A 16,796-nucleotide genomic window follows, 5' to 3' on the forward strand; every position below is an offset into this window, starting at 1 on the left:
GTAACTGGATGTGGATAAGCTATGCGTTTTCGGCCTGTTAGACAATGTCAAAGTGCTTTCAAATCGCACTCGCTGGCAGGTTTCACCGTTATTTTAAAACCATGATCAGTGCTTCATCCGCCAACTGATCAAGAGTCATGCTGCCTTCAGCGCGAAACCAGGTGGTGGTCCACGACAAGGCGCCCGTTAGAAAGCGCCGCGTGATAAACACATCGCCCTTGATATAACCGACCTCTTTCGCCTCTCCCAGTACTTGCAGCCAGAGCTGCTCGTAGAGGTCGCGCAAGGCCAGCACGTGAACCTGCCCTTCTTCCGACAACGATCGCCACTCGTAGACCAGTACTGCCATGGCCTCGCCACTGCCCCCCATAATCGATTGCAGCTCACAGCGAATCAGCGCTAGCACCCGCTGGCGCACAGTGCCCGCGTCGGCGAGCGCCGCATGCATCAAGGCGGTGTTATAGCGGATGGTCTCTTCCATCACTGAGCGCAGGATTTCGTCCTTGCTTTTGAAGTGATGAAAAATACTTCCGGACTGAATGCCTACAGCGCCAGCCAAGTCCCGCACGGTGGTGCGTTCATAGCCTTTGTTGCGAAACAGGTGAGCGGCCACCTGCAGCAGTTTGCCACGGGCGCTATCGGGATCGGTGATGTGCCCACCGTCCACCAACTCGCGCATCACCTTCAAGGCTTTTTGCTCGTCCACGGTGAGGTTCCTCTTGGAAGTTGGCATATGGCGCGCGCAATTTATGCCTGTGCGGCACACCAAGCAAGCGCTCGGGTGCCACGTAAAGCAATTATTTTAAGTTGGGGCTTTCAAAACCAAGCGCTTGCTTGGTAGTCTCTGATGCACAGTCAATCGTCTACGAGGTCTGTCATGTCCAAAACCGTGCGTATCGGTTGCGCCAGCGCCTTCTGGGGGGATACCTGCACGGCGGCCGCGCAGCTGGTGGATGGCGGCAGACTGGACTATCTGGTGTTCGACTACCTGGCCGAGATCACCATGTCGCTGCTGGCCGGGGCCCGGATGAAAAATCCGGACGCGGGTTTCGCCACCGACTTCATCGAAGTGCTCGCCCCGCTTCTGCCAAAGATCGCCGAGCAAAAGATCAGGATCATCAGCAACGCGGGCGGGGTCAATCCCCTTGCCTGTGCAGCAGCCTTGCACGCAGCCTGCCTGCGCGCGGGGGTCAACCTGAAGATCGCTGTCCTGCTCGGCGATGATCTGCAGCCGCAGTTCAAGCACTTGAGCGGCGCGGGCGTTCACGAAATGTTCACTGGCGCGCCCCTGCCGCCGATGTGCGTGTCCATCAATGCGTATCTCGGTGCACCTGGCATTGTCGAAGCGCTGCGACTGGGCGCTGATATCGTCATCACCGGCAGAGTGGTCGACAGCGCAGTGGTCAGTGCAGCGCTGGTCCATGAGTTCGGCTGGTCCTGGCAGGATCATGACAAACTGGCCCACGCCGCCCTCGCCGGCCACATCATCGAGTGTGGCGCGCAGTGCACTGGCGGCAACTTCACTGACTGGCAGGACGTGCCGGACTACGAACATATCGGCTTCCCGATCATTGAAGTCAGCGCTGACAGTCACTTCATCGTCAGTAAACCCGCCGGCTCCGGGGGGTTGATCTCACCGCTGAGTGTCGGTGAACAGTTGCTCTACGAAATCGGCGACCCACGGGCCTACCTGCTGCCTGATGTGGTGTGCGACTTCACCCACGTCCGACTCAAGCAAGTGGGCGACAACCGGGTCAGCGTCGAGGGCGCTCGCGGCTTGGCGCCCAGCGGCCAATACAAGGTTTGCGCGACGTACCCGGACGGTTTCCGCTGCACGGCCAGTTGCTTGATCGCCGGAATCGATGCGGTAAAAAAAGCCGAGCGCGTCGGCCAGGCAATTATCAACAAAACCAATGAGCTGTTCAGCCAACGCGGCTGGCCACCCTATAGCGAAGTGAACATCGAACTGCTGGGCAGCGAAGCCACCTATGGCCCCCACGGCCAACGGCACGACACTCGCGAAGTGGTGATCAAACTGGCGGTGCGTCACCCCGAAAAACAAGCATTGATCCTGTTCTCCCGCGAGATCGCGCAGGCCGCCACAGGCATGGCGCCGGGGCTCACGGGCATCGTTGGCGGCCGGCCCACGGTGTACCCGGTCATTCGCCTGTTCTCATTCCTGATCGACAAGTCCGCCTGCCGCCTGGAAATCGACATCGATGGCCAGCGCAGTCCTTTCGAGCTGCCGCCCCAGCAGAGGTTCGACCCAAGCGCACTGCCCCTGGACCTGCAACCGCCGCAACCTCATGGCCGTGCCGATGCCAGCGTGCCCTTGGTAAAACTGGCGGTAGCGCGCTCCGGTGACAAAGGCAACCACAGCAATATCGGGGTCATGGCGCGACGCCCTGAGTACCTGCCGTGGATCGCCGAAACCCTGAGCAGCGCGGTGGTCGTGGACTGGATGAGCCATGTCCTCGACCCGATTCATGGTCGGGTCGAGCGCTGGTATCTCCCCGGCAGCCACAGCCTGAATTTCCTCCTGGAAAACGCCCTCGGCGGTGGCGGAGTCGCCAGCCTGCGTATCGACCCGCAGGGCAAAGCGTTCGCTCAGCAACTGCTGGAAATCCAGATCCCGGTGCCGCAAAGCATTGCCGATCAGGTCGATGGCCAGCAATTTCCGGAAAGCGATCCGGACACTCAATAAGAAGGGGTGATGCATGGCATACGATTCGGTCTTCAGACCCGACCTGTTCCGCGGCCAGACCCATGTGGTCACCGGTGGCGGCAGCGGTATCGGCCGTTGCACCGCCCACGAGTTGGCAGCCCTTGGCGCCCATGTGGTGTTGGTCGGGCGCAAGCAGGCGAAACTCGAGCAGGTGAGCGCCGAGATCAGCGAAGACGGCGGTCAGGTCAGCTGGCAGGTGTGCGACATCCGCGAAGAAGATCGGGTCAAGGCGCTGGTCACCCAGGTGATTGCCGAGCGCGGGCCGATTCATGGGCTGGTCAACAACGCCGGCGGCCAATACCCCGCCCCACTGGCCTCAATCAATCAGAAGGGTTTCGAAACCGTGATGCGCACCAATCTGGTCGGTGGTTTCCTGATGGCGCGCGAGGTATTCAATCAATCCATGAGCCGGCACGGTGGCGCCATCGTCAACATGCTCGCCGACATGTGGGGCGGAATGCCCGGCATGGGCCATTCCGGTGCCGCCCGTTCAGGCATGGAAAACCTCACCAAAACCGCTGCGGTTGAATGGGCCTATGCCGGAGTACGCGTCAACGCAGTGGCACCGGGATGGATAGCCTCCAGCGGCATGGATACGTATGAAGGTGCGTTCAAGGCAGTGATTCCCACCTTGCGCGAGCATGTACCGCTCAAGCGTATTGGCACCGAATCCGAGGTCAGCGCGGCGATTGTGTTTCTGCTCAGTCCCGGGGCGGCGTTCATCAGCGGCAGCACCCTGCGCATTGATGGTGCCGCCAGCCTTGGCAGTCGCGCCTGGCCATTGCACAAGGCGCAGAACAGCACGTCGTATAACGGCTTTCATCGCGCCTGTCTGCCCGATGTCTTGAAGGACAAGGAGTAGCGCATGCCGGTGATTGAATCGCAGCTCGATTGCCACAGCACGAGCTTTGCGCAGAACCGCGAGGCCATGCTGGCGAGTATCGCGCAGGTGCGCCAGCTTGAACGGGTGCTGTTGGACAAAGCCCTTGAGGCCAAGCCCAAATTCGACAAACGCGGCCAGCTGTTGCCCCGCGAGCGCCTGAACCTGTTGCTCGACCCCGGCGCGCCGTTTCTCGAACTGGCGTCACTGGCCGGCTACAAACTGCATGACGACAAGGACGGCAGCCAGGCCGGTGGCGGGCTGATTGCCGGCATCGGTTATGTGTCCGGGGTGCGTGTGCTGGTGGTCGCCAATAACAGCGCTATCCGGGGAGGCACGATTTCCCCCAGCGGTCTGAAAAAATCCCTGCGCCTGCAACAAATCGCCATGGAAAACAAACTGCCAGTGGTGACCCTGGCCGAAAGCGGCGGCGCCAACCTCAACTACGCGGCGGAGATTTTCGTCGAGGGCGCGCGAGGGTTTGCCAATCAGGCGCGGATGTCGGCCATGGGCTTGCCGCAAATCACCGTGGTGCATGGTTCCTCCACGGCTGGCGGCGCTTATCAGCCGGGACTGTCGGATTACGTGGTGGTGGTGCGCGGCAAGGCAAAACTGTTTCTCGCCGGTCCGCCGTTGCTCAAGGCGGCGACCGGTGAAATTGCGACCGATGAAGCGCTGGGTGGCGCAGAGATGCATGCGCAAATTGCCGGTACCGCAGAGTATCTGGCGGAAAACGACGCCGATGGGTTGCGCATCGTGCGCGAAATCATCGCCTTGTTGCCGTGGAATGCCCAGTTGCCAATGCGCGCACGTCCGGCTTACCAAGCACCGCGCTACCCCATCGACGAGTTGCTCGGGCTGATCCCCCACGATCCGAAAAAGCCCTACGACGTGCGTGAAATCATTGCCCGCCTGGCCGATGGTTCGGTGTTCCTCGAATTCAAAGGCGAATACGACCAGCAAACCGTCTGCGGCCATTTGCAGATTGAAGGCCAGCCCTGCGGATTTATCGGCAACAACGGGCCGATCACGCCCAAAGGCGCGAGCAAGGCCGCGCAATTCATTCAGCTGTGCGACCAAAGCCAGACGCCGCTACTGTTCTTCCACAACACCACCGGTTTCATGGTCGGTACCGAGTCCGAACAACACGGTGTGATCAAGCATGGGGCGAAGATGATTCAGGCGGTGGCCAATGCCAGGGTGCCGAAACTGACCATTGTGGTCGGTGGTTCCTACGGCGCGGGCAACTACGCTATGTGCGGCCGAGGTCTGGACCCGCGCTTCATCTTTGCCTGGCCCAACAGCCGAACCGCAGTGATGGGCGGCGCCCAGGCCGGCAAGGTGTTGCGCATCGTCACCGAGGCCAAACACATCAAAGCCGGACTCGACCCGGACCCGAAGATGCTCGACATGCTGGAACAGGTGACCGCACAGAAGCTCGACAGTCAGTCCGGGGCGCTGTACGGCACGGCCAGCCTGTGGGATGACGGCCTGATCGACCCTCGCGATACCCGAACCTTGCTCGGTTATCTGCTGGATATTTGTCAGGAAGCGGCGGTGAGACCGCTGCAACCGAATAGCTTCGGCGTGGCGCGATTTTAATGTTGAACCCGTAGGCGATTTCCAAAGGAGAACAATAAAAATGATCTTCACCCAGGAACACGAAGCACTGCGGCGTACCGTGCGTAATTTTGTCGACAAGGAGATCAATCCGCACGTCGACGAATGGGAAAAAGCGGGCCGTTTCCCGATCCATGAGCTGTTCAAGAAAGCCGGCCAACTGGGTCTGTTGGGCATTTCAAAACCCGAACAGTTTGGTGGCATGGGCCTGGATTACAGCTACTCCATCGTCGCCGCCGAAGAGTTTGGCACCATCCACTGCGGCGGCATCCCGATGTCCATCGGCGTGCAGACCGACATGTGCACCCCCGCGCTGGCGCGCTTTGGCTCCGATGAGTTGCGCGAAGAATTCCTGCGCCCGGCCATCACCGGCGAACAGGTCGGCTGTATTGGCGTATCCGAAGTCGGCGCTGGTTCCGATGTCGCGGGGCTCAAGACCTGTGCGAAAAAAGACGGCACCGACTACGTGATCAATGGCAGCAAAATGTGGATCACCAACGCTCCGAGCGCCGACTTCATTTGCTTGCTGGCCAACACTTCGGACGACAAAGCCCATGTGAATAAATCGCTGATCATGGTGCCTATGAACAGCCCCGGCATCAGCCTCAGCCCACACCTGGACAAGCTCGGCATGCGCAGCTCGGAAACCGCCCAGGTGTTTTTCGATAACGTACGCGTCCCCCAACGCAATCGCATCGGCCACGAAGGCGCAGGGTTCATGATGCAGATGCTGCAGTTCCAGGAAGAGCGTCTGTTCGGTGCCGCCAACATGATCAAGGGCCTGGAGTACTGCATCGACAGCACCATCGAGTACTGCCGCGAGCGCAAAACCTTCGGCAACGCGCTGATCGACAATCAGGTGATCCACTTCCGCCTGGCCGAACTTCAAACCGAAATCGAATGCCTGCGGGCCCTGGTCTATCAGGCGACCGAGCAGTACGTGAAGGGCCGCGATGTGACCAAACTGGCATCAATGGCCAAACTCAAGGCCGGACGACTGGGCCGCGAAGTCAGCGACAGTTGCCTGCAATATTGGGGCGGCATGGGCTTTATGTGGGACAACCCGGTTTCCCGCGCTTATCGCGATGTGCGCCTGGTATCGATTGGCGGCGGCGCCGACGAAATCATGCTCGGGATTATCTGCAAACTGATGAGCATCCTGCCCGGTAAAAAAGCATGAGCCTGTTGCCCACGTGCCACACCCTGCTGCTGAACAGCCACGGCGGCGTGCTGCACATCACCCTTAATCGGCCTGAAAGCCGCAACGCCATGAGCCTGCACATGGTCGGCGAACTGCGCGCTGTGCTGGCCGGGGTGCGCGAAGACCCACAGGTGCGGGCGCTGGTGCTGTGCGGTGCCGGCGGGCACTTCTGCGCCGGTGGCGACATCAAGGACATGGCCAACGCCCGAGGCCAGGGCGCCGAGGTTTACAAGGATTTGAACCGCGCATTTGGCGCGCTGCTGGAAGAAGTGGAAAAAGCCCCGCAGGTGGTGGTCGCGGTGCTGGAAGGCGCGGTGCTGGGTGGCGGCCTTGGCCTGGCCTGCGTCAGCGACGTCGCCATTGCCCATCATCAGGCGCAATTCGGTCTGCCAGAAACCAGCCTCGGTCTGATCCCGGCGCAAATCGCCCCGTTCGTGGTCAAGCGCATCGGCCTGACTCAGACCCGGCGCCTGGCGCTGACCGCCGCGCGCTTTGATGGCGAAGAAGCCGGACGCCTGGGGCTGGTGCACTTTGTCGAACGCGACGCGCAAGCCATGGCCGAACGCTTGAGCGATGTGTTGGAGCAGGTCTTGCGCTGTGCACCCGGTGCGAATGCCGCCACCAAAGCCTTGTTGCTGGCCACCGCTGATGTGCCGCTCGGCTCCCTGCTGGATCAGGCGGCTGAAGCGTTCAGCACTGCAATCGTCAGCACCGAAGGTGTGGAAGGCACGCTGGCTTTCATGCAAAAACGCGAACCCGCGTGGGCGAAAAGCAGCTTCTAGACACCCGGAAAAAGGACGCCACGAATGCCAGCCTTCAACAAAATCCTCATCGCCAACCGCGGCGAAATTGCCTGCCGTGTTCTGCACACCGCACACCGTCTGGGCTATCGCAGCGTGGCAGTGTTCAGCGAAGCGGATGCGCACGCACGCCACGTGCAGTTGGCAGATGAAGCGGTGTGCATCGGCCCGGCGCACGTGCAGCAGTCGTACCTGAACATCGAAGCGATCATCGACGCCGCCAGACGCACGGGTGCCGATGCGATTCATCCCGGTTATGGTTTTTTGTCGGAGAACGCTGATTTTGCCCTGGCCTGCGCGGCGGCGGGTCTGGTCTTCATCGGCCCCAGCGTGGAAGCAATCACGCTGATGGGCAGCAAACGCCTGTCCAAACTGGCGATGATCGAGGCTGGCGTGCCATGCATCGCGGGCTATCAAGGCGCCGCGCAGGACGATGCCAGCCTCGGCCGCGAAGCTGAACGGATTGGCTACCCACTGATGATCAAGGCCAGTGCCGGTGGTGGTGGCCGGGGCATGCGCCTGGTGGAAAAAGCCGAACACCTGCTCGAACACCTGCGCACCGCACGGTCGGAAGCGCACAACGCTTTCGGCTCCAGCGAACTGATTCTCGAACAGGCGCTGATCAGACCGCGTCACGTGGAAATGCAGATCTTCGGCGACAGCCACGGCAATCTGGTTCACCTCGGCGAACGTGACTGCTCGGTGCAACGTCGGCATCAGAAGATCATCGAAGAAGCGCCTTGCCCGATCATGACCCCGGAGCTGCGTGCCGCCATGGGCGCAGCGGCGTTACAGGCCGCCAGCGCAGTGCATTACGTCGGCGCGGGCACTGTGGAGTTTTTGCTTGATCAACGTGGGCGGTTCTATTTTCTGGAAATGAACACGCGCTTGCAGGTCGAACACCCGGTGACCGAAATGGTCACCGGCCAGGATCTGGTGGCCTGGCAGATTCAAGTGGCGGCAGGCGATCCTTTACCGCTGCGTCAGGAGCAGATTCAACCCCAGGGTCACGCGATGGAAGTGCGGCTTTACGCCGAGGACCCGGCGCAGGGGTTCATGCCCCAGACCGGGCAGATCGTGCACTGGCAACCCGCGCAGGGTGACGGTGTGCGGGTCGATCATGGGGTACTGGAAGGTCAGCACATCAGCCCGTTCTATGACCCGATGCTGGGCAAAATCATCGCCCACGGCGCCACACGTGAAGAGGCCCGACGCAAGCTGTTGCGAGCGGTGGAAGATTGCGTGCTGTTGGGCATCAACAGCAACCAACAACTGCTGGCCACTTTGCTGCAACACCCGCAGTTCGTCGCGGGCGCTGTCAGCACCGGGTTTATCGGCGATCACTTCACCGACGCCCCTTGCCTGCACCCTCATTCGCCCACCGCCATTGAACTGGCGGTGGCCGCGGCCTTGTTTTATCTCGCTTCGGCCAAGACACATCCCGCCCAGCGTGCAGGCTGGCGCAACAACGCCACGGGCCCGTCACACTATCAATTGGGACACGGCGAACACACATTCGCCGTGGCGCTAAGTCAGAACGGTGAGCGCCTGGACGTGCGGGTGGCGGAAACGCTGATCAGCCTGCACGTGCTGGATACCGACGGCCGCCGGGCGAATATCGAGATTGACGGTGTGCGTCGTCGGCATGCCTATCATCTGGACGCCGACACGCTCTGGCTGCACAGCAACTCAGGCAATCTACACGTACTCGACCTGACCCACGCCCTTGTCAAAAGCCAGATCAACGTTCACTCAGGCACCCTGAAAGCCCCCATGGACGGAGCGATTGTCGATGTACTGGTCAGCGAAGGGACGACCGTCAGCCAGGGCCAATTGTTACTGGTGCTCGAAGCCATGAAGATGGAACACCCGCTCAAAGCCGGAATCGACGGGATTATTCGTCGCCTGCACGTGACTCAAGGTGATCAGGTAAAAAACCGCCAGGTATTGCTGGAGGTTGCGCCATTGGACGTAGCAGGCTGATTGTGTCTACGCTCAACTCACCTTAGCGCTTTTTGATCGGAGTTTGATATGCCGCACTGGCTGGTGATTGATCTGGAAGCCACAACAGAGGACGGCGGCTGGCCATTGGCCGAGATGGAGATCATTGAGATCGGTGTGAGCCTGGTCAACCAGGACGGCCGCGAGCTGGATCACTTCGAGCGTTTCGTGCGACCTTTACGCCGCCCGCAGTTGACCCGCTTTTGCCGGGAGCTGACGCACATCAGCCAGGTCAATATCGACAACGCCGCGCCATTGACCAGCGTCTGGCCGCAGTTCGAACGCTGGCTAAGCCATCACCTGCCACGCCTGGAAGGGTGGGCCAGCTGGGGCGAGTACGATCGACGGCAACTGGAGCAGGAATGGCAGCAGCAACAGCTGACCAGCGCCTTGAGCACCCTGCCCCACATCAACCTCAAACAACGTTTTATCGAGGCCCGCAAACTGCAACGCCCACTGGGCTTGAACGGCGCGTTACAACTGGCTGGCATGCAATTCAACGGGCAGCAGCACCGGGCGCTGGTGGACGCACGCAATACAGCACGACTCCTGCCACTGATACTTCCCACGTGATGAATAGCCTGCCGACGTGACGCCTTTTTTAAAGCGGATGACGGCCTTTTATACGTTCGGCATACTGAGCGATCTTTTGTAACCCTTATCTTCGAGGAATCGCCCATGTTTAAAGTCAACGAATACTTCGACGGCACTGTGAAATCGATTGCGTTCCGTCAGGCGGAAGGCGATGCCACGATCGGCGTCATGGCGGCGGGCAAATACGAGTTCGGTACCAGCAAGCGTGAAATCATGCACGTCATCTCCGGCGCCTTGAAAGTCAAACTGCCGGACAGCGACGTGTGGGAAACCTTCACGTCCGGCAGCCAGTTCAATGTACCGGCCAACAGCAAATTCAATCTGGAAGTGCTTGAAGACAGCGCTTACCTGTGTGAATACCGCTGAGTCACGCGTGATCGAGTGACGCTACGCGTCACCTTTTCAAACCACCGCCTCCTGATGCGCATTGAACTGCAACGCCGCCAGCCGTGCATACAGCGGGTTGCTGGCGATCAGTTGGTGGTGGGTGCCGACCGCAATCAAACGCCCCTGATCGATCACTGCAATACGGTCGGCGTTTTGTACCGTGGCCAGGCGGTGGGCAATCACCAGCGTCGTGCGGCCTTTCATCAGACTCGGCAGGGCTTGCTGAATCAGGTGTTCGCTCTGGGCATCCAGCGCGCTGGTTGCCTCATCCAGCAACAGAATCGGCGCATCGACCAACAACGCTCGGGCAATCGCCAGACGTTGACGTTGGCCGCCAGACAGCCCAAGCCCGCCATCGCCCAGATGGGTCTGATAGCCTTCGGGCATCTGCAAAATGAACTCATGAGCGTGGGCAATCCTCGCGGCGGCCTGAACGTGCTCGTCGGTTGCGTCGGGATTGCCGTAGCGGATGTTCTCTTCGACACTGCCAAAAAACAGCGCGGGCGTTTGCGAAACCATGGCAAAACAGCGTCGCAAGTCCAGTGGATCAAGCTGGGTAATCGGCAACCCTTCGACCAGAATACGTCCGGTTTGCGGGTCGTAAAAACGCAGCAGCAGATCGAACAATGTCGACTTTCCCGCACCCGAAGGCCCCACCAGTGCCAGGGTTTCGCCTGGCTCGATACTCAGGCTAAAACCATCGATCGCATTACGCTCGGGCCGTGACGGGTACGCAAAACTCACGTCTTCCAGGGTCAGGCGCCCACTGACCCGTTCCGGCAGATGCAGCAGATCACTGACCGGCGGCTCGATCTCACTGGGGGCCTGCAGCAGCTCGGCAATCCGCTCAGCCGCACCCGCCGCGCGCTGTAATTCGCCAATGACTTCACTCAGGGTGCCAAAGGCGCTGCCGACGATCAGGCTATAAAAGACGAACGCAGCCAGTTCTCCCCCTGAAATACGCCCGGCAATCACGTCCATACCGCCCACCCAGAGCATCACCCCCACGGCGCCCAATACCAGAACGATGACCAGGGTGATCAGCCATGAACGCTGCAAAATGCGTTTGCGCGCGGTGTCGAACGCCTCTTCCGCAGTCACCGCGAAGCGTTGTTTGTCCTGCTGCTGATGGTTGTAGGCCTGCACGGTTTTGATCTGGCCCAACGCTTCGGCGACATAACTGCCGACATCGGCAATCCGGTCCTGGCTCAAGCGCGACAAACTGCGCACCCGACGGCCGAAAATCAGAATCGGTGCGACCACCAGCGGCAGGGCCACGACCACGATACTGGTGAGCTTGGGGTTGGTGAAAAACAACAGGACAATGCCGCCGATGACCATCAGCAGGTTGCGCAGGAACATCGATAACGACGAACCAATCACCGACTGCAATAACGTGGTGTCGGCGGTCAGCCGCGACTGAATTTCCGAGCTACGGTTGTTTTCATAAAAGCCTGGGTGCAGGTTGATCAGGTGATTGAACACCTGCTTGCGGATATCGGCCACCACCCGCTCGCCAATCCATGACACCAGATAAAAACGGGCAAAGGTGCCAACCGCGAGCCCCACCACCAGCAGCAGAAAGAACTCGATCGAACGGTTGAGCAACTGCGGCGACTGGGTCATGAATCCCTGATCCACCAACAGGCGAATGCCTTGGCCCATGGACAAGGTGATACCGGCAGTCACGATCAAGGCCAGCAAAGCGCCAAGCGACTGCCAGCGATACGGCGCGATAAAACGCACGGCCAGACGAATGGCATTGCGCTGGCGACTGGAAAACACTGAAACCATGGAGGTGACCTGCCTGCCGAAAAGACTTGAGTCAGAGAGCCTACACCTGCGGCGCGGGCGAATCCCTCGATAACGTTGCCTGCGCTGAAATGAGCCTGGGCAGTCACGCCGGGTCAACGTTGATATGTCGTTGCTCTATAAGGGTTAGACAGTTTTGGTCTAACGCACTGCTGGCAGTTTTTAATCATTTCTGCTGGACTTGGGCTGCCGTTTGAATGCGCTGAAGGAATGTCACAGCGCGGTCATCAAGCGGGTTTACTTTGAAGCGCACAACCTGATGAGGAGACAGGCCATGAGCTTGCAAAACAGCACCAATCACGTACCGGTCGTTCGAGCCACCCCGACCTTGCCTGTCGGGGGCGCCATTCTTGACAAGGATGGACGCGAGATACTGATCACCGAAGAGATGGTTCAGGTCGCGTGTCAAGAATGCGACAAACATTGGGTCAAACCCGTAAAACAAGATTGATGCTGCACAGTTTTTTAAACCCGGCCTTGATGCCGGGTTTTTTCTGCCTGCGATATAGGTATCTCCGCAGGGTGTGTGATTTAAACCAGCACCGCACCCAACGCTGTCACGATCCGCTGCAATTGCGCCGACTCACCCTGGATATTCACGGCCAGCCCTTCGATTTCACGGCGAGCAGGGTAGTGTTTGCGTAACGCATCAAACGCCAGGCGGCGACTGTTTGTATCGCCGATCAGGCTGCGGCGAAAGTCTGCGTCGTCGCGGCGCAGGTCATAGACCCCACGACACAGCATGGCCAGCGCCCAGGCTGGATCGCTGTTGGCATTCAGGCTGACCTGCGCCAGCCAGGGTTTTGGCAACAGGTCGTCCAGGCTAATCCGTGGTGTTTGCCCCAGGTATGCGCAAAACGCCTGATAGATCTGCGCCGTTCCGCGCTGCCTGCCATCAAGGCTGTAACCGGCGATGTGCGGCGTGGCCAAAACACACAAATCGGCCAGCGCGACATCCACCTGCGGCTCGCCTTCCCAGACATCAAGCACCGCTTGCAGGTCTTCGCGCTCAAGCAAGACCTCACGCAAGGCTGCGTTGTCCACGACCGCACCCCGGCTGGCGTTGATCAACCAGCTGCCGGGCTTGAGCTTCTGCAAACGCGAGTGATCGAACAGGTGCCAGGTCGGTTGATCACCGGCCTTGCTCAACGGCGTGTGCAAGCTGATGACATCGCAGTGCTCGAGCACCTGCTCAAGGCTGACAAAGTCGCCGCCTTCTGCCGCCTGACGGGGTGGATCGCAGACCCGCACATTCCAGCCTAGCCCGCGCAACACCTTGACCAGTCGCCCGCCGACCTCTCCGGCACCGACCACGCCATAGGTGCGCTGAGTCAGATCAACGCCTTCGATCTCCGCCAGGGTCAGCAAACTGCCCAGCACGTAGTCGACTACCCCGCGCGCGTTGCAACCGGGGGCGCTGGACCATTGAATTCCGGCCTCCTGAAAGTAATCCAGATCCAGGTGATCGGTACCGATGGTACATGTACCGACAAAGCGTACCGGGCTGCCCTCGAGCAGTGCCCGATCAACCTGGGTCACCGAGCGCACCAGCAATACGTCGGCATCCGCAACGGCGGCGCGGTCGAGTGAGCGTCCTGGCAGACGGCGGATGTCACCGTACTGGGCAAAAAAGGCATCGAGCAGCGGTATATTTTCGTCGGCAACAATTCGCATGATGAGCTCCCTGAGGTCGGCGGCAGTGTAGGCGCTAGGCCCCTCACTAGGCCAGCCATCGTCTTGCACAACTTCGATTCCTGACTCTTGCGTCAAGAGTGTAGAATGACCGGCTTTCTGCGTCAGCTTCTGGATTTATTGTGAACTCTGCAACAATGCTTACACCCCCCCTGACCCGTCCGGCGAGGGTACGCCTGGAACTGCGCACGCTGCTGGCATTGGCGCTACCGATCATGATCGGACAGTTGGCCTACACCGCCATGGGCTTCGTCGATGCGGTGATGGCGGGCAGTGTCGGCCCACGGGATCTGGCAGCCGTGGCCTTGGGCAACTCAATCTGGGTGCCGGTTTACCTGTTGATGACCGGAATCCTGCTGGCGACCACGCCCAAGGTTGCACAACATCATGGGGCCGGTCATACCGCAGAAATCGGCGCGTTGGTGCGTCAGGCATTGTGGCTGGCGTTGGCGGTCGGGCTGATCGCGTCGACGTTGTTGTTGAGCGCCGAACCGGTGCTGCACCTGATGAAAGTCGACCCGGTGCTGATCGAGCCCTGCATGCAATACCTCCGGGGGATTGCCAGCGGTCTTCCCGCCACGGCACTGTTTTACGTGCTGCGCTGCTTCAGCGACGGACTGGGCCGAACCCGCCCAAGCATGGTGCTCGGCTTGTGTGGTCTAGCGCTGAATATTCCGCTGAATTACATCTTCATCTATGGCCATTTCGGCATGCCAGCCTTGGGCGGTGTCGGCTGTGGTTGGGCCACGGCCATTGTGATGTGGGCCATTTTACTGGGCATGACTGGCTGGGTGCGGCGCGCAGTGGTCTATAAAGCCAGCGAAGTGTTCAGCCGTTTCGAGTGGCCGCAATGGGCCGCGATCAAGCGCCTGATCGATATCGGCCTGCCCATCGGCATCGCTGTGTTCGCGGAATCGAGCATCTTTGCGGTGATCGCACTGCTGATCGGCAGCCTCGGCTCCAACGTGGTGGCAGGGCATCAAATCGCCCTGAACTTCAGCTCGCTGGTGTTCATGATCCCCTTCTCGCTGGGCATGGCCGTGACCGTGCGCGTCGGTCAGGCATTAGGGCGTAACCAGCCTCGGGAAGCGCGCTTCACGGCCGGGGTCGGGATGGCGACAGCCTTGGCCTATGCGTGCTTTTCGGCCAGCTTGATGATGCTCTCGCGTGAATACATCGCGACGATCTATACCGCCGACCCGGTGGTGATCAAGATGGCGGCGTCGCTGATTGTGTTTGCGGCGTTGTTCCAGTTTTCAGACGCGATCCAAGTCACCGCCGCGGGCGCCCTGCGCGGTTATCAGGACACTCGCGTGACGATGATCCTGACCTTGTTCGCGTACTGGGGGATTGGTTTGCCGGTGGGTTATGCCTTGGGCCTGACCGACCTGCTCGGTGCCGCCAGCGGTCCAGCCGGACTGTGGCAAGGACTGATCGTCGGACTGACCTGCGCAGCGCTGATGCTCTCGATCCGCCTGACCGGCAGCGCGCGCAAGCGGATTCGGATCAGTTCAAAAGCTTAGCCACCGACCGACTTTTGTAGGAGCTGGCTTGCCTGCGATAGGGGTATGTCTGGCACTGCGAATCAAGTGGATCGCGGGCAAGCCCGCTCCTACAAGTAATTGCAGGCGGTTGCGCATCAATCCAGCTTTTTGCGAATCCAGTACAGATAGGTGCCGCCGTCTGCCTGTTGCTCGACCAGTTCATGCCCGAGGAACACGCAAAACTTGGGGATGTCGCGACGGGTCGACGGGTCCGTGGCGATGACTTTGAGCAAACCACCCGCCTGCAGGTCCCGAACCTTTTGGTGCAACATCATCACCGGTTCCGGGCAATTAAGGCCGCTGGCGTCGAGGATGGCGTCAACCGGCAAGGTATCGATGGGTTCAGACATAAAACACTCCAAAAACAGGCGGGCATTGTCGCTCAATTCATTTGATTCAGCCAAACCCCGTGGAAACCCACAGGGTTAATTCAACGCCGCTTGCCATCCAGGCGCCGCAGATGGCACGTCACTTCCTCACGATCGTGGTACAGCTGCTTGCAGCCGATTTCGACCCGGATGCCCCGGGCCTCGAAGCCTTCTTCAATGCGCTGCAACAAACGCCGCACTTCCGAATAACGCTGCTTCATCGGCAACTTCAAGTTAACCACCGCCTCCCGACACAAGCCTTCGCCCAGCCAGGTTTCCAGCAACGCAGCGTTGCGCGCAGGCTTCTCGACGATATCGCAGACCATCCAGTCCACCGGATGACGCGGTTTGAAGGTAAAACCGTCGGCCATCAAATGCTGCACGAGCCCGGTGTCCATCAAGCTTTCGGCCATGGGACCGTTGTCGATGGCCGTCACCAGCATGCCGCGCCTGACTAATTGATAGGTCCAGCCACCCGGTGCGGCCCCCAGATCGACGGCAGTCATCTCGCCAGACAAGCGCTCATCCCATTGATCGCGAGGGATGAAATGGTGCCAGGCTTCTTCCAGTTTCAACGTCGAACGGCTAGGCGACTCCCGGGGGAACTTCAGGCGAGGAATGCCCATGGGCCACATCGCCGAGTTGTCCGCGTCCGCCATCCCGAGAAATACTTCGCGTCCACTTTTAAAGGTCAGCAGCAGGCGCGGTTTGCTCGCGTCTTCCACCAGCTTGCCGGCCTGGGTCAACGCCTTGCGCAAAGGCGCTTCGAATTTGCGACAGAAGTTCGACAACTCTTTGCCATCATTGGTATCGACCACCTCCAGCCACAGACTGCCACAGGTCGGGAAGTTCGCGAGCTGAGCCAGAATCACGCTGATGCGGTCTGTTTCCGGCAAATCGAGAAAAACGCCACGCGCCCATTGCCGGGGAAAGATCAACTGAGCGAAGCGCTGCCCTTTCATCAAGCGCTCGGCGCCATCTTCCTCAGTGCATACAAACTCGGCACAGGCGGCGTTGGTTTTGGCTTTGGCGTAACCCGCCACGTTCAGACGGGCAGCGTGCTCGGCGATCTCGGAACAGACTTCACCTTCGAAGCCAGGCCGGCAGTGCATAAACAGGGTGTTCATTCAATTCTCCTGGGCAGCGGCGAAACATTCAGCCGCTGCGCGGCG

The 16,796-nt window shown here is 60.0% G+C and carries 15 protein-coding genes; 10 read left to right on the forward strand and 5 right to left on the reverse strand.

The window, feature by feature from the left end; translation table 11 throughout:
- Positions 1-88: 88 nt before the first annotated feature.
- Positions 89-706, reverse strand: a complete 618-nt coding sequence (locus AC1MEA_RS25015; RefSeq protein ID WP_480417688.1) for a TetR/AcrR family transcriptional regulator — start codon at positions 704-706, stop codon at positions 89-91.
- Between the two features lie 171 nt (positions 707-877).
- Here AC1MEA_RS25015 and AC1MEA_RS25020 point away from each other — a divergent pair, with 171 nt between their 5' ends.
- The 8 genes from AC1MEA_RS25020 (at position 878) to ppnP (ending at position 10,187) form a co-directional block, all read left to right on the forward strand.
- Positions 878-2,704, forward strand: coding sequence for an acyclic terpene utilization AtuA family protein (locus tag AC1MEA_RS25020; protein WP_480417689.1), 1,827 nt, complete (start codon positions 878-880; stop codon positions 2,702-2,704).
- A gap of 13 nt (positions 2,705-2,717) precedes the next feature.
- Positions 2,718-3,587 (forward strand): SDR family oxidoreductase, encoded by an 870-nt coding sequence (locus AC1MEA_RS25025; protein WP_480417690.1) that lies wholly within the window; start codon positions 2,718-2,720, stop codon positions 3,585-3,587.
- A gap of 3 nt (positions 3,588-3,590) precedes the next feature.
- Entirely contained in the window at positions 3,591-5,207 is a 1,617-nt protein-coding gene (atuC, locus tag AC1MEA_RS25030) for a geranyl-CoA carboxylase subunit beta (RefSeq protein ID WP_480417691.1), read from the forward strand.
- A gap of 40 nt (positions 5,208-5,247) precedes the next feature.
- On the forward strand, positions 5,248-6,405 hold the full coding sequence (gene atuD, locus AC1MEA_RS25035) for a citronellyl-CoA dehydrogenase (RefSeq protein WP_480417692.1): 1,158 nt from the start codon (positions 5,248-5,250) through the stop codon (positions 6,403-6,405).
- Entirely contained in the window at positions 6,402-7,208 is an 807-nt protein-coding gene (locus AC1MEA_RS25040; RefSeq protein WP_480417693.1) for an enoyl-CoA hydratase/isomerase family protein, read from the forward strand. The genes atuD and AC1MEA_RS25040 overlap by 4 nt, the downstream gene beginning before the upstream one ends.
- A gap of 24 nt (positions 7,209-7,232) precedes the next feature.
- Positions 7,233-9,209 carry an acetyl/propionyl/methylcrotonyl-CoA carboxylase subunit alpha gene (locus tag AC1MEA_RS25045; protein ID WP_480417694.1) on the forward strand — a complete coding sequence of 659 codons (1,977 nt, stop codon included), beginning with the start codon at positions 7,233-7,235 and terminating at the stop codon, positions 9,207-9,209.
- A 48-nt stretch (positions 9,210-9,257) separates the two neighbouring features.
- Complete coding sequence (locus tag AC1MEA_RS25050) at positions 9,258-9,800, forward strand: 3'-5' exonuclease (protein ID WP_219060547.1); 543 nt, start codon at positions 9,258-9,260, stop codon at positions 9,798-9,800.
- 105 nt (positions 9,801-9,905) lie between these two features.
- Positions 9,906-10,187 carry a pyrimidine/purine nucleoside phosphorylase gene (ppnP, locus tag AC1MEA_RS25055; protein WP_219060546.1) on the forward strand — a complete coding sequence of 94 codons (282 nt, stop codon included), beginning with the start codon at positions 9,906-9,908 and terminating at the stop codon, positions 10,185-10,187.
- A gap of 36 nt (positions 10,188-10,223) precedes the next feature.
- Here ppnP and AC1MEA_RS25060 read toward each other — a convergent pair whose 3' ends face one another.
- A complete protein-coding gene (locus AC1MEA_RS25060; RefSeq protein ID WP_480417695.1) occupies positions 10,224-12,002 on the reverse strand; it encodes an ABC transporter transmembrane domain-containing protein in 1,779 nt (592 codons plus the stop codon).
- Positions 12,003-12,294: 292 nt separating this feature from the next.
- Here AC1MEA_RS25060 and AC1MEA_RS25065 point away from each other — a divergent pair, with 292 nt between their 5' ends.
- A complete protein-coding gene (locus AC1MEA_RS25065; protein WP_219060544.1) occupies positions 12,295-12,471 on the forward strand; it encodes a PA1571 family protein in 177 nt (58 codons plus the stop codon).
- A gap of 80 nt (positions 12,472-12,551) precedes the next feature.
- Here AC1MEA_RS25065 and pdxB read toward each other — a convergent pair whose 3' ends face one another.
- Positions 12,552-13,694, reverse strand: coding sequence for a 4-phosphoerythronate dehydrogenase PdxB (gene pdxB / locus AC1MEA_RS25070; RefSeq protein WP_480417696.1), 1,143 nt, complete (start codon positions 13,692-13,694; stop codon positions 12,552-12,554).
- A gap of 155 nt (positions 13,695-13,849) precedes the next feature.
- Here pdxB and AC1MEA_RS25075 point away from each other — a divergent pair, with 155 nt between their 5' ends.
- The gene (locus AC1MEA_RS25075) at positions 13,850-15,235 is read left to right on the forward strand and encodes an MATE family efflux transporter (RefSeq protein ID WP_480918219.1); all 1,386 of its coding nucleotides are present in this window, start codon (positions 13,850-13,852) and stop codon (positions 15,233-15,235) included.
- Between the two features lie 116 nt (positions 15,236-15,351).
- Here AC1MEA_RS25075 and tusA read toward each other — a convergent pair whose 3' ends face one another.
- On the reverse strand, positions 15,352-15,606 hold the full coding sequence (gene tusA / locus AC1MEA_RS25080) for a sulfurtransferase TusA (RefSeq protein WP_219060542.1): 255 nt from the start codon (positions 15,604-15,606) through the stop codon (positions 15,352-15,354).
- Positions 15,607-15,686: 80 nt separating this feature from the next.
- Positions 15,687-16,751: a 23S rRNA (cytidine(2498)-2'-O)-methyltransferase RlmM gene (gene rlmM, locus AC1MEA_RS25085; protein ID WP_480417697.1), complete on the reverse strand. Its 1,065-nt coding sequence runs from the start codon at positions 16,749-16,751 to the stop codon at positions 15,687-15,689.
- Positions 16,752-16,796 lie beyond the last annotated feature (45 nt).

It is taken from the genome of Pseudomonas sp. ASL8 (genome assembly GCF_056680355.1).